At 57.2% G+C, this 14,998-nt stretch carries 2 protein-coding genes; both read right to left on the bottom strand.

The features are described 5' to 3' along the window. Positions 1-13: 13 nt before the first annotated feature. The gene (locus KF947_RS16415; protein ID WP_227404499.1) at positions 14-11,677 is read right to left on the bottom strand and encodes a non-ribosomal peptide synthetase; all 11,664 of its coding nucleotides are present in this window, start codon (positions 11,675-11,677) and stop codon (positions 14-16) included. Then, positions 11,674-14,997, bottom strand: coding sequence for a non-ribosomal peptide synthetase (locus tag KF947_RS16410; RefSeq protein WP_133732961.1), 3,324 nt, complete (start codon positions 14,995-14,997; stop codon positions 11,674-11,676). Before KF947_RS16410 ends, KF947_RS16415 begins: the two co-directional genes overlap by 4 nt. Between the last annotated feature and the right edge of the window lies 1 nt (position 14,998).

The following is a 14,998-nucleotide window of genomic DNA, read 5'->3' as shown; positions in this document are numbered from 1 at the left end:
GCCACGACCGTGACTACTCCAATATTTTATTTTCCTTGCCTTCTGAAGCACGTGCATCGCCCAACAGATAACCTGCTTGCCGTGCCAGTTGCTCTAGGAAGACGGGGTGCCGAACAATACCCATATGATCCGTATCCAACCAGACAGAACTTGAGAGAGAATGTCCGATCGCCTGGGCCAGCAACACTTCGGCATTCTCGTTGCTTTCTGGTGATTGAGACGCCCACCAGGCATGCACAGGTGCGTGCAACAGGCGAAGCCGATCATGCCCAAGGGCGAGATGGCGCAAGTGCTGTTCCACGGCAAGAAGCTGTTGCCAATCGTCCTGTTGCTGACCGTCCGGTATATTGCCCGATTCCGCATAGGCCTCGTCCTGTCCTGCACCGGGTACGTAGCCATCGATCAATCCGACGAAGGCCACGGTTTTACCCAGCCGCTCCAACAACGCGGCCATTTCCAGCGCAAGGGTACCGCCCATGGACCACCCCAGCAGGTAGTACGGCCCTTTAGGCTGCTGTTCCAGCACTGCCCGAACATAGTCCCGCGCCATATCCACCAGGGAGGTATCGCGCCAACTCGGCTCCTGAACCTGCCGGTTCTGCAATCCCCAGATGGCCCACTCCGGCACAAGCTTCGCGGCTAAAGGGTAATAACCAACCACTGTGCCGCTCACCGGATGAGGGCAAAATATGGCTGGCCCCCTGTCGTTACCTTCCGCCAAACGAAGTAATGGATTGAGCCTTCCCTTGTCTTGCTCTGTTTCTCGCTGAAGGGAAACAGGCACCTTCCTTTGATGTGAAGGTGCCGGTGTGGCAGCGATCAGCGCTTCCAGCGATCGACCAATTGCCTCCATCAATCGCTGCACAGTATGTGCATGATATCGCTTGCCACTATAGCGACAGGTGAGAGACAGCTCTCCCCGATGAATCTGGCCATTGATTTCTAGTTCCCAATTCAATGGACTCCATGGATCCACCAGTTTTCCTGGGGACTCCGGGGCAAGCTGGAATCTGCTGTCCGCCAAGCTCTCATCCAGTTGCCCCAGATAGTTGAAGGCCAGCCGAGGGGTGGGAGCCCGTGATAGCCGTGCGCGAACCTCAGGTTTACCGAGATAGCGCAGTGCACCAAAGCCTATTCCTTTTCCGGGCACTGCCGCCCTCCGTTGGCGAATGAGTTCCAGAGTATCTGCAGGGCTACCGGTAGCTCTGAGCCGCAGAGGATAGAGGCAGGTAAACCACCCCAGGGTTCGACTCAAATAGAGAGTGTCATCCAAGGGTTCCCTGCCATGCCCTTCGACGGCTACCAGCGGTTGCTCCAGGCCGCCCCAGTCTCTTAGCCCTTCGGCCAGCGCCGTCAGGAGCATGTCATCGATTCCAGCCTTGTGGATAGCCAGAGTTTCCCGCAACAATCGGCGAGTTGGATCCGCTGACAGCCGCCATTCACACTCACCGACATCGATCGCGGCATTGCGCCCCTGTGGATCATCGACAGGCCAGGAGTCATCGCCCGAGACAATTTCCAACCAGTCATCCAGCTCCTGATCCCACGCCCCCTTGGCTGCTCGATCAGAAAGATGGTTCGCCCATTGCTGGTAACTAGCACAGGGTAGTCCAGGTTCGGGATCGAGCCCTGCCTCGATCTGGCGATAAATTCGATCCAGATCTTCCAGGAGAATGCGCCAGGACACCCCATCCACAATCAGGTGATGGATGCTCAGCAGTAGTCTCTGCTCGCCCCCAGGCAGGTTCATCAACAGCAGGCCAGCTAGTGGTCCGTGCGACAGCTCGAAACTCCCGTGAACCTCATCACAGACCGCAGGCACCTGCTCAACACTTTCTAGCTCAACCACCCGCAAGATCCGTTCCGCCGATTCAGTCTCGCGATAGAAGGCCATCCACTGTTCATCTTGCTGATAGAATCCGAGTCGTAACCCATCGTGATGGTCGATCAGGGCCTGGACGGCCTGGAACAAACACCGCGGATCCAAGGAGCGCTTGACCCTTAGCAACAGTGCTTGGTTCCAGTGAGAACGATTGGACATCGGCTGATCGAAGAAATGAGCTTGGATCGGCGTCAGCGGCAAGTCGCCACCCACTGGCTCGACTCGTGCCGGAATAACGTCCAGCGGCTCCAAAGCCGTTGCCATCTCGACCAAGCGGGGTTTGAGGAATACATCCTTGGGTGCCAAATGCCAACCAACCCGACGCAGGCGAGTAATCAACCCCAGGGACTGAATGGAATCACCTCCCAGCTCGAAGAAACTATCATTACGGCTAATATCATCGTGACCAAGCACCATTTGCCACAGCTCCGCCAGTGCCACTTCCACTTCCCCCTGTGGAGGTGCGTACCTCGGACTGCTAACAGGTTCCGGCTCAGGCAAGGCCTTGCGGTCTACCTTACCGTTGGCATTCAGCGGCAGTTCCTCAAGCATCACCACGACTCCCGGCACCATATAATCCGGCAACTTTTGCCCTAGTCGCTCACGCAGTAAAGCGGTATCAAGCTCACTGTTAGCCTGGGGAACCACATAGGCTACCAGCCTAGAACCACCGGGGCCTTCGTGGGCGACCACCACCGTCTCGCGAACCTCCGGCTGAGAGAGCAGTTCGGCTTCGATCTCGCCCAGTTCGATACGCAGGCCGCGGATTTTCACCTGGTGATCGAGGCGGCCGAGATATTCGAGCTGGCCATCCTCCCGCCAGCGCACCAGATCGCCGGTACGGTAAAGGCGTTCGCCCTCTGTGAACGGATCAGCGACAAAGCGCTCCGCCGTAAGATCACTGCGATTGAGATATCCACGGGCCAGGCTTACCCCGCCCAGGTACAACTCTCCTGCGACACCCTGTGGTACCAGATTGAGTTCCCCATCCAAGACGTAGGTACGGGTCCCGCTAATGGGTCGCCCAATGGGGATCTGTCGGTGGGCGTCATCACGGCACCACCAGTGAGTGACATGAATGGTGGTTTCGGTGGGGCCATAAAGGTCGTGCAGGTTGGCACCGTCGAGACATTCAGCCACATCCTGCTGCAGCGTGGCTGGAACGGCCTCGCCACCGCACATAATATGCTTGAGTCGCGTCTTGGCCTTCACATCAGGATAGGTCAGGAAGGCCTTGAGCATTGAGGGCACAAAGTTGAGCGTGGTGACGCCGTGCCGCTGAATCAGCCCGATGATGCGCTCTGGATCTCGATGGTCGCCTGGTTGGGCGATCACCAAACGTGACCCGACACTTAGTGGCCAGAAAATCTCCCACACAGAGACATCAAAGCCGAACGGCGCCTTGTGCAGTACGGCATCGGTATCGGTGAGTTGGTAGGTCTCCTGCATCCAGACCATGCAGTTGGTCAGGGCATCATGGCGGATGGCGGCCCCCTTGGGCCGCCCGGTGGAGCCCGAGGTGTAAATCACGTAGGCGAGGTGCTCGCCGTGCAGCGCCACCGCGGGATTGGTAGAGGCGTGATGTGCCACGTCCAGCCGATCCAACTCCACAACGCTGAGTCCATCCGCTACCGGCAATGATTCGCGCAAGTGGTGCTGAGTCAGCAGCAGCTCGATGCCACTATCTTCGGCGATGAACGCCAACCGCTCCGAGGGATACTCAGGATCCAGCGGCACATAGGCACCACCCGCCTTAAGAATCGCCAGCAGCCCCACCACCATATTGATGGAACGCTCCACGGCGATACCCACTCGGGTCTCAGGTTTTACGCCTAGGCCGATCAGATAGTGGGCCAACTGGTTGGCGCGGGCATTGAGTTCAGCATAGGAAATCTGTCGATCATCGAAGATCAGTGCCGTGGCCTTGGGCTTCGCCGCTGCCTGGCGCTCGATCAAGCAGTGTATCGGTTCGTCTTGCGAGTGACATTCTTCGTTTACCCCCCATTGTTGTAACTGGCCGCGCTCTCGGTCACTCAGCAAATCTATATCGCACAACAACCGTTGCGGGCACTCGGCCAAGGCCTTTAACAACACCAACAATTGATCCGCCATCCGCACGACAGTTTCTGAATTGAAGATATCAGTCGCATAGTTTAGATGGCCTGTAATGTGACCGTTCTCATCTTCCTGAGTCCCCAGCACCAGATCAAAATGGGCATTCTCCACGGGTGCAGCCAATGGCTCGCAACACACGCTACCCATTCGATCCAACGGACGATGGTCGAAGACCTGATGGTTGTAGCCCACCTGGAACAGCGGGTTATGGCTAAGGCTACGTTCGGGCTGTAAGGCCTCCACCAACTGCTCGAACGGTAGGTCAGCGTGCGCATGCACTTCACGGGTACGCTTGCACACATGGGCCAGCAGATCGCTGATCCGGTCACCAGGCTCGGTCTCTGCGCGCAGTACCAGAGTATTGACAAAAAAACCGATTATCCCCTCGGTGCCAGGCTGATGACGCCCAGCCACGGGGACCCCGATGCGCAAGTCTCGCTGACCACTGAGGCGATGTAACAGGGCTGCGAAGCCGGTCAGGATCAGCATAAACAGGGATGCCTGCTGATCCCTGGCTGATTGGCGCAGTTGATCGACCAGTTCTGGGGGAAAGTTGAAGGTATGCTGAGCCCCACTACCATACCGCTGGGCCGGGCGCGAGCGATCGGCAGGCAGATCCAGGGGGGGGTGCTCATCGCCTAGCTGTGCCTTCCACCAGGCCAATTGACGTTCCAACTCTGCACCCGACAACTGTTCTCGCTGCCAAATGGCATAGTCGGCATACTGGGTCGCCAAGGGTTCGGCTTGCACCGGCTCCCCGAGCGATTCGCTGCGATAGAACGCGACCAGTTCCTCCAGCAGCACCTGCATGGACCAGCCATCGGAGATGATATGATGCATACATATCAGCAGACACCATTCACGCTCGCCCACCTGAACCAAGGCCCCCCTCCAAGGCGGCAAGGCTTCCAGATCGAAAGGGCGCCGACTGACATCCCGGAACCGCGCTTCAACGACGGCCTCCGTATCGCCGGCAAAGCGGAGATCATGCCGCTCGATGGGCACGTCTATCGTCTCCAGTACCCGCTGCTGCGGAGTCCCGTCCTCGCCATGGCAGAAACAGGTGCGCAGGGACTCATGCCGCACGATCATCTTCTCGAACGCCGCAATCAGGGCCTCTTCATCCAAGTCTCCCTGCAGCCTCATGCCGGAAGGCAGATGGTAGGCACAACTATCAGGTTCCAATTGCGCCAGGAACCACAGGCGCTGTTGCGCAAAGGACTGAGGCGCCAGTTGGCCGCGTACAGCAGGTTGCAAGGCAGGAGTTTCCTCCACCGGCACTCGCTCCAGCATCGCGGCTAATGTCGCCAAAGTTGCTGACTCGAACAGTACGTTCAAAGGCAAGGTCTTCTTCAAGACCTTCTGAATACGATGAACCAGATGTACTCCGAGTAGAGAGTGGCCACCAAGGCTGAAGAAGTTGTCACGACGCCCGACCCGCTCAACTTCCAACACCTCCTGCCAGAGCTCGACAAGCCGGCACTCGGTCTGCGTTTGCGGTGCCTCGTAATCGGCCCCTTCCATTGCGGGGATGGGCAGAGCCTTGCGATCCAGTTTACCGTTGGCCGACAAAGGGAATGTCTCCAACGTGACGATATGCGCTGGCACCATATAATCTGGCAGATAGTGCCTGAGTTCGGCTTGCAGGGCATCGAGATCCACATCCGAGCCCTGCGCATAGCCCACCAGCTGTCCCTGGTGCGCCACCACCACGGCCTCGCCAACATCAGGTCGAGAACGCATCACGACCTCTATTTCTCCCAACTCGATCCGTAGGCCCCGTAGCTTGATCTGGTAATCCAGCCGTCCCAGATATTCGAGTGTACCGTCGCGACACCAGCGGGCTAGGTCACCACTGCGATAGAGGCGTTTGCCCTTTTCAAAAGGACTCGGAATGAAGCGCTCCGCAGTCAGTTCCGGCCGACCGTGGTATCCCTCGGCCAACCCTGCACCTCCGATGTAAAGCTCGCCAGCTACGCCGATCGGCTGAGGCGCCAAGCGGCTGTCCAGAATATGAATCTGCAGGTTGCCGATGGGCCTGCCGATTGGAACGGTAGTGCGCTCATCTTGACCGCAGATCCAATGCGTGACATCGATGGCCGCCTCAGTCGGACCATAGAGGTTATAGAGTTCCGCCTGCGGCAAATCCTCCAGCGTTCGATCCTGCACGTCTTTCGGCAAAGCCTCACCACTACAGACGATGCGGCGCAGGGAATCGCAACCGGACAGATCCTCCTGGGCCAGGAACACCGCCAGCATTGACGGCACGAAATGAAGCGTGGTCACCGACTCCTGGCGAATCAACTCCATCAATTTCTTCGGCTCCTGGTGGACGCCAGGCTGGGCAACGACTAGGCGTGCTCCCACCATCAATGGCCAGAAGAATTCCCACACCGACACATCGAAACTGTACGGAGTCTTCTGCAGTATGCTGTCGTATTCCTTCAGCGAATAGGCTGACTGCATCCACTGCAACCGGTTGTATAGAGCCCCATGGGTGTTCGCCACCCCCTTCGGCTTGCCGGTGGAACCAGAAGTATAGATCACATAGGCACGCTGCTCAGCGGACAAAGGGACATCGGGCGCAGTTGTCGGCCGATCGGACAGATCGATTCGATCCAGGTTGATGGTCATCAGACCATGCGAGACCGGTAACCGATCCAGCACGGCATCGTGGGTCAGCAACAGCGCGACACCGGCATCGGTCAGTACCTGTTGCTGCCGAGTTTCAGGATGATCCGGATCGATGGGAACATAGGCGGCCCCCGCCTTGTGGATGGCATACAGGGCAACCACCATCTCGATGGAGCGCTCGGCGGCAAGGCCCACCAGCGCCTGGCGACCTATCCCCTGTGCCAGCAGGTAATGGGCGAGCCGGTTTGCCGCCCTGTCCAGTTCGGCATAGCTCAGACGTTGCCCACCGCAGACCAGGGCTTCGCGCCCCGGATGGAGCATCGCCTGCCGTTCGAACAGGCGATGCACCGGCTGCGGCTTACCGTAATCCACGCCGGTATGGTTCCAAGCGCTCAGTTGCTGACGCTGATCCTCGTCGAGCAGATCGTAATCGCAGACGATGCGTTCCGGAGCCACCACCACTTGCTCCAGCAGACACTCGAACTGCACGTGAAAATACTCGATGGTCTCGCTGTCGAACAGGTCGGTGGCATAGTTCCAACTGCCCGTCAGCACGCCGTCGCCGTCTTCCTGGGTGTTGAGCGCCAGATCGAACTGGGTCGTGCCGTTCTCCAGCTCTAGCACCTCTGCAACTAGTCCAGGCAGATGCACCTGATAGTCGTCGTCATGACGCTGATGATCAAAGAGTACCTGGAATAATGGGTTATGACTGAGGCTACGCTCCGGTTGCAACGCCTCCACCAGTTGTTCGAACGGCAGATCCTGATGAGCCTGGGCGTCGATGGCAGCCTCACGGACGGACTCGAGTACCCGCCCAAAGGTCGAGGTGGTATCCATCTCGCAACGCAGCACCTGGGTGTTGACGAAGAAACCGATCAAGTCCTCGGTTTCATGGCGGTTACGCCCGGCGATAGGCACGCCCACTCGCAGGTCGGACTGTCCGCTCAGGCGATACAACAAGACCTGATAGGTGGCCAGCAAAACCATGAATGGTGTCGCATTATGGGCAGCGGCAAGCGCATGCACCTGCTCCGCCAAGGGCCCGTTCAGCGTGAAACGATGACGAGCGCCCAGGAAACTCTGGCGTGCCGGTCGCGGCCGATCCGTTGGCAATTCCAGTACCGGATGCTCATCGCCCAGTTGATGACACCAGTAATTCAGTTGCCGATCACCTTCCCCCCCGGCAAGCCACTCCCGCTGCCAGATGGCAAAATCCGCATACTGGATCAGCAATGCACCCAGAGGCGACTCTTCGCCCCGACAGGCCGCCCCATACAAGGCACTGAAATCTCTCAGCAATACCGATACGGACCAGCCATCGGAAATGGCGTGGTGCATGCAAATCAACAGTCGCCATTCCTGTTCACCCGTCTTGACCAGCCCCACCCGCCACAGGCACTCCTCCGCCAGGAGGAAGGGTCGGCCCATGAATTCCTGGGCATGGAGACGCAAGGCTTTTTCGATATCGCCGGATTCACTCAAGTCAGCTCGTTCGATGTTCACCGGTGCGGGGGCATCAATCACCTGCCGGGGCACCGCCATGTCCTCGGGAGGCGCCACCAGGCGCGTCCGCAACACGGCATGGCGTCGCGCTAGATCATCGAAAGCCTGCTGGAGCGCTTGCTCATCCAGCGCTCCTTTCAAACGCAGCATACCCGGCAGATGATACGCCGAGGAATTTGGCTCGAGCTGATTCAAGAACCAGAGGCGCTGCTGGGCAAAGGACTGCGGCGCCTGGTTCAGCCCAAGATTACTCAGCCTATTCTCGCCCTGCAGTGTTTCTAGCTTGCCAAGACAAGTGGCAAGATCTTTCAGTATTGGCGTGTCAAAAACACTACGCACAGGTAATTCAATATTTTGCTCTCTACGAACACGCGAGGTCAGTCGAACCACCAATAGCGAATGACCACCTAACTCAAAGAAGTTATCGTGACGACCCACTCGCTCGACGCCAAGCATTCCAGACCAGATTTGCGCCAGAGTCTCTTCCATTTCACCCTGAGGTGGTTCGTACTTCGGACTGCTGACAGGTTCCGGCTCAGGCAAGGCCTTGCGGTCTACCTTACCGTTGGCATTCAGCGGCAGTTCCTCAAGCGTCACCACGATTCCCGGCACCATATAGTCCGGTAACTTTTGCCCTAGTCGCTCACGCAGTAAAGCGGTATCAAGCTCACCGTTAGCCTGGAGAACCACATAGGCTACCAGCCTAGAACCACCGGGGCCTTCGTGGGCGACCACCACCGTCTCGCGAACCTCCGGCTGAGAGAGCAGTTCGGCTTCGATCTCGCCCAGTTCGATACGCAGGCCGCGGATTTTCACCTGGTGATCGAGGCGGCCGAGATATTCGAGCTGGCCATCCTCCCGCCAGCGCACCAGATCGCCGGTACGGTAAAGGCGTTCGCCCTCTGTGAACGGATCAGCGACAAAGCGCTCCGCCGTAAGATCACTGCGATTGAGATATCCACGAGCCAGGCTTACCCCGCCCAGGTACAACTCTCCTGCGACACCCTGTGGTACCAGGTTGAGCTCACCATCCAAGACGTAGGTACGGGTCCCGCTAATGGGTCGCCCAATGGGGATCTGTCGGTGGGCGTCATCACGGCACCACCAGTGAGTGACATGAATGGTGGTTTCGGTGGGGCCATAAAGGTCGTGCAGGTTGGCACCGTCGAGACATTCAGCCACATCCTGCTGCAGCGTGGCTGGAACGGCCTCGCCACCGCACATAATATGCTTGAGTCGCGTCTTGGCCTTCACATCAGGATAGGTCAGGAAGGCCTTGAGCATTGAGGGCACAAAGTTGAGCGTGGTGACGCCGTGCCGCTGAATCAGCCCGATGATGCGCTCTGGATCTCGATGGTCGCCTGGTTGGGCGATCACCAAACGTGACCCGACACTTAGTGGCCAGAAAATCTCCCACACAGAGACATCAAAGCCGAACGGCGCCTTGTGCAGTACGGCATCGGTATCGGTGAGTTGGTAGGTCTCCTGCATCCAGACCATGCAGTTGGTCAGGGCATCATGGCGGATGGCGGCCCCCTTGGGCCGCCCGGTGGAGCCCGAGGTGTAAATCACGTAGGCGAGGTGCTCGCCGTGCAGCGCCACCGCGGGATTGGTAGAGGCGTGATGTGCCACGTCCAGCCGATCCAACTCAACAACGCTGAGGCTATCCGCTACCGGCAATGATTCGCGCAAGTGGTGCTGAGTCAGCAGCAACTCAATGCCACTATCTTCGGCGATGAATGCCAGCCGCTCCGTGGGATACTCCGGATCTAGCGGCACATAGGCGCCACCCGCCTTGAGAATCGCCAGCAACCCCACCACCATCTCGATGGAACGCTCCATGGCGATACCCACTCGGGTCTCAGGTTTTACGCCTAGGCCGATAAGGTAGTGAGCCAACTGGTTGGCGCGGGTATTGAGTTCGGCGTAGCTGAGTGACTGATCGTCAAATACTAGCGCCGAGGCCTCTGGGGTTGCCTCAGCCTGCCGTTCAATTAGGTGATGGATTGGCTGGGCAGCGGGATGCCGTTGTGTGTTTACACCCCATTCCTGTAATTTTAACCGTTCAGCTTTATCTAGCAGTTCGATATCACTCAACGCGCGTTCAGGCATCTCTGCCAGCGCCTGAAGGATGACCGTATAGTGCTGAGCTAAACGCTCAATAGTGGTTGCATCAAACAGCTCTTCTGCATAAACGAAGCTTGCCTCCAGGCAACCATCCATGCGCTCTACCACATTTAGCGTCAGTTCTAGCTGTGCTCTTCCCTGTTCCAGCGGCCAGGTGCTGAGTTCCAGTCCTGGTAACGACTGCAGCGATCCATGATCTTGCTGTTGATAGTTGAACATTACCTGGAACAGCGGTGTGTGACTCAAACTACGCTCTGGCTGCAGTGCTTCCACTAATTGCTCGAACGGCAGATCCTGATGCTCTTGTGCCCCCAGTGCTGCGCGTTTGCCCTGTTCCAGCGCCTCGGTCAAGCTCAGGCGACCATATAACGTATTGCGCAGTACCTGGGTGTTGACGAAAAGCCCCACCACTCCTTGGGCTTCCGTCCGGTGGCGGTTGGCGATTGGCACACCGACCCGGATATCTTCCTGCCCGGTATAGCGATACAGTAACGCCTGGAAGCCTGTCAGTAGTGTCATAAACAGGGTGGCACCCTGCGACTGGGTTCGCTTGCGCAGCCCATTTATCAGTGACTCTGGGAGCACCATGTGGTGGCGCGCAGCGTGATAATACCCATCGTTGCGGCGCGGACGATCGGTCGGTAACTGCAGTACCGGGTGTTCGTCGCCAAGTTCCCTCTGCCAGTAGTCGAGCTGGCGCTCTTTCTCGCCAGCCTCCATCCATTGACGCTGCCAGAGTGCATAATCAGCGTACTGAATCGGCAGGACTGGCGGCTGCCATGTCTCACCTGTTACCCGAGCGGAGTAGTCCGCAGCAAACTCATCGATGATCAACTGCATCGACCAGCCATCGGAGATGATGTGGTGCATTACCACCACCAACAGGTGCTCCTCTTCAGCTAAACGCAGTATCCCCACGCGCAAAAGTGGCCCCTGCTCCAAATCGAAAGGATCATTGCAAAGCAGAGCAACCTGATTCTCTATCGCCACTTCGCGTTCAGCCTTCGGCATGTTAACTAAGTCAACTTCATGACATGCGAAGCTGCTCTCGGCCTGCACCACTTGCATCACCTCGCCTGCACCATCATCACGAAACACCGTGCGCAATGCTTCATGACGAGATATCAAAGCGGCGAAGCTACCCCACAGTGCGTCAGAGTCAAGCCCCCCCTTAAGAGACAGAGCTCCCGTAATGTGGTAAGCGCTGCTTTGGGGATCCAAGCGCCACAGAAACCACTGGCGAAGTTGGGCATAAGAGGGTGAGCAAGTTGTCTGTTGTGATACAGGGCGAGAAAGAATTGGGAACTGGCCAATGCCAAAGCCCTGAGAACGTATCTTTTCGTAAACTACTCGGCGCTGCTCGGCATGCAATCCGGCAAAACGTTCCGCAATACGATGTGTATCGATGTTACTCATTGAACGGTATCCATGCTGTCGATAAAGGAATTAATATCGGAGAGCGACTGCTCTAAGGAGTACCCGCTGCTTAGCGTAGCAATACACTCTGCTAGATCGCGCAACAGTGGTTTCTTAAACACCTCGGATAGCTGGAGCTCAACTTGCATATCAGCTTGAACACGAGCCACCATCTGCGCAGCCAACAGCGAGTGCCCACCGTGATCGAAGAAGTTGTCATAACGACCCACCCGTTCGACACCAAGGACTTCAGCCCAGACCATCGCCAATGCTTCTTCCACCTCGCCTTGAGGAGGTTCGTACTGCGATCCAATGTCTAAGCTCAACTCGGGTAGCGCCTTACGATCTACCTTACCGTTCGGGGTTAGCGGCAGTGCATCCAGAGTGACTATCACCCCAGGCACCATATAATCTGGTAACTTTTGCCCTAGCGTTTCGCGTAGAAAGGTGGTATCGAGTTCAACGTCGGCTTGGGGAACCACATAAGCCACCAACCTAGAACCGCCTGGCCCCTCTTGGGCAACCACCACTGCCTCGCGTATCTCCAACAGGGCTAGCAGTTGAGCTTCGATATCGCCTAGCTCAATACGGAAACCGCGCACTTTGATCTGATGGTCAATTCGTCCCAAGTACTCAAGCTGACCATCCTCCCGCCAACGCACTAGATCACCGGTTCGATAGACTCGTTCGCCCGCAATAAAGGGGTCGGCCACGAAGCGTTCCGCCGTCAGCTCAGCACGGCCTAAGTAACCCCGCGCCATGCCCACGCCGCCTAGATACAATTCCCCCGCTACTCCGGGTGGAGCGAAGTTGAGCGCACCATCCAGAACGTACAATTGCGTCGCGGCGATAGCGCTTCCCAGGAAAACCTGACTGTCTTTCACTCGATCCGTTGCTGACCAAATCGTGGTTTCAGTGGGGCCGTACATGTTCCACAATTCGATCCCCTGAGCTTGCAGATCCTCAGCCAAATCAGGTGGCAAAGCCTCACCACCGCATAGCCCCTTAAAACCTTCCGATAGCGGAGCCGTCGTCCATGGCCAGCCTGACGAACGTAGCAACCGCCAGCCGGAGGGTGTCGCCTGCAGAACCGTCGCTTTTTCCTGGTTGAGTAATTCACCCAAGGCTCTGCCATCTCGAGTCGTCTCGCGGCTCGCCAGTACAACCCTTGCTCCGCTGATCAATGGCAGATACAGCTCAAGGGCGGCAATATCGAACGACAGTGAGGTCACCGCCACCAGGATATCGTCTGGGCTTAGGCCTGGGGTTTCCTGCATGCTGAATAAGAAATGGCTAAGCGCATGATGGCGCACCATCACTCCCTTGGGCCGTCCGGTGGAGCCTGAGGTGTAAATGACATAGGCGAGGTGCTCACCATGGAGGGCTACTTCAGGATTATTCGAGGCATGGTGCGCTACTTCTAGACGATCCAGCTCGATAACACTCAGACTCTCAGCTACCGGCAACGTATCGCGAAGATGCTGCTGGGTGAGCAGCAGCTCGATGCCGCTGTCTTCGACCATATAGGCAAGTCGCTCGGCGGGGTAATCCGGATCCAGCGGCACATAGGTGCCCCCGGCCTTAAGAATCGCCAGCAGCCCTACCACCATCTCGATGGAGCGCTCCACTGCGATGCCCACTCGGGTTTCGGGGCGCCCCCCCAGGTCGATTAGATAGTGCGCGAGGCGATTGGCGCGGGTATTGAGTTCGACATAGCTGAGTGACTGCTCTTCAAATACTAATGCAGTAGCCCCGGGCGTTACTTCGGCCTGGCGTTCGATCAACTGATGGATTGGCTGGGCATCGGGATACTGCTGTGTGTTTACGCCCCATGCCTGTAATTGAAACCTCTCGTCGTCATCAAGCAGCTCGATATCTCTCAACACACGCTCCGGCATCTCTGCCAGCGCCTGTAGAATGACGATATAGTGCTGTGCCAAACGCCCAATGGAGTTGGAATCAAACAGCTCTTCTGCATAAACAAAACTTGCTTCCAGGCAACCGTCCGTACGCTCTATCACATTTAGCGTCAGTTCGAACTGCGCCTCTCCCTTCTCAATTGGCCAGATGCTCAGTTCCATCCCTGGTAGTGTCTGCAGCGCGCCATGATCCTGTTGTTGATGATTGAACATCACCTGGAACAGAGGAGGGTGGCTCAAGCTACGCTCAGGCTGCAGCGCTTCGACCAGTTGCTCAAATGGCAGATCTTGGTGGTCTTGTGCGCCCAGCGCTGCGCGCTTGCTTTTCTCTAGAGCATCAACCAAGCTCGAATGATCACTCAATTGGTTACGCAGCACCTGGGTATTAACAAAGAACCCAACTACCCTTTGAGTTTCCCTGCGATGGCGGTTAGCGGTCGGCACACCTACCCGGATATCTTCCTGCCCGGTATGACGATACAACAGTGCCTGGAAGCCCGTGAGTAATGCCATGAAAAGGGTAGCCCCCATCTCCTGTGACCGCTGACGTAATCCACTCACTATCGACTCAGGAAGCATTATTTCGTGGCGTGCTGCGTGATAGTGCCCATCGTTGCGACGTAGGCGGTCGGTCGGCAACTGAAGCACCGGGTGCTCATCTCCCAGCTCCGCCTGCCAATAGGCCAGTTGACGCTCTTTTTCACCCGCCTCCATCCACTGACGCTGCCATAGTGCATAATCGGCATACTGGATCGGCAAGGCGGCTGGCTGCCAGGCCTCTCCTGTCACCCGAGCACAGTAGCCTGCAGAAAACTCATCAATGATCAACTGCATCGACCATCCGTCGGAGACGATGTGGTGCATCACCACCACCAGCAAGTGCTCCTCATTGGCCAAGCGCAGGAGCCCCACCCGCAAGAGCGGCCCCTGCTCTAAATTGAAAGGTTCATTGCAAAGCCGAGCAACCTGATTCTCTATTGCCGTTTCACGCTTATCCTTCGGCATATGACTTAGATCAATCTCGTGCCATGCAAAATTACTCTCTGCCAGCACCACTTGCATCACCCCACCCTTACCATCATCACGAAACACCGTGCGAAGTGCCTCATGACGGGACACTATGTCGGTGAAACTATCTCTCAAGGCTTCAGGGCTAGGCGTTCCTTTGAGGGTCAGAGCACCATTAATATGGTAAGCGCTACTTTGAGGATCCATGCGCCAGAGAAACCATTGGCGCATTTGCGCGTAGGAAAGCTCGCTACTCTCCTGCTCCTTTCTCGGCACGATTGGTAACGTCGAAAAGTCGATACTCTGTTGTCGTAAAGCCTCAAGAAATACGCTCTGCTTGTCTCGTGGCAGGTTTGCGAAGCGCTCAGCAATCGTGTGTTTATTGAGTTCCATA

This window comes from Halomonas sp. FeN2 (assembly GCF_020595105.1).
In the GTDB taxonomy this organism is placed as follows: Bacteria; Pseudomonadota; Gammaproteobacteria; order Pseudomonadales; family Halomonadaceae; genus Vreelandella; species Vreelandella neptunia.
The sequence above is the reverse complement of the archived record's forward strand: the minus strand, read 5'-3'. Positions and strand labels throughout refer to the sequence as shown.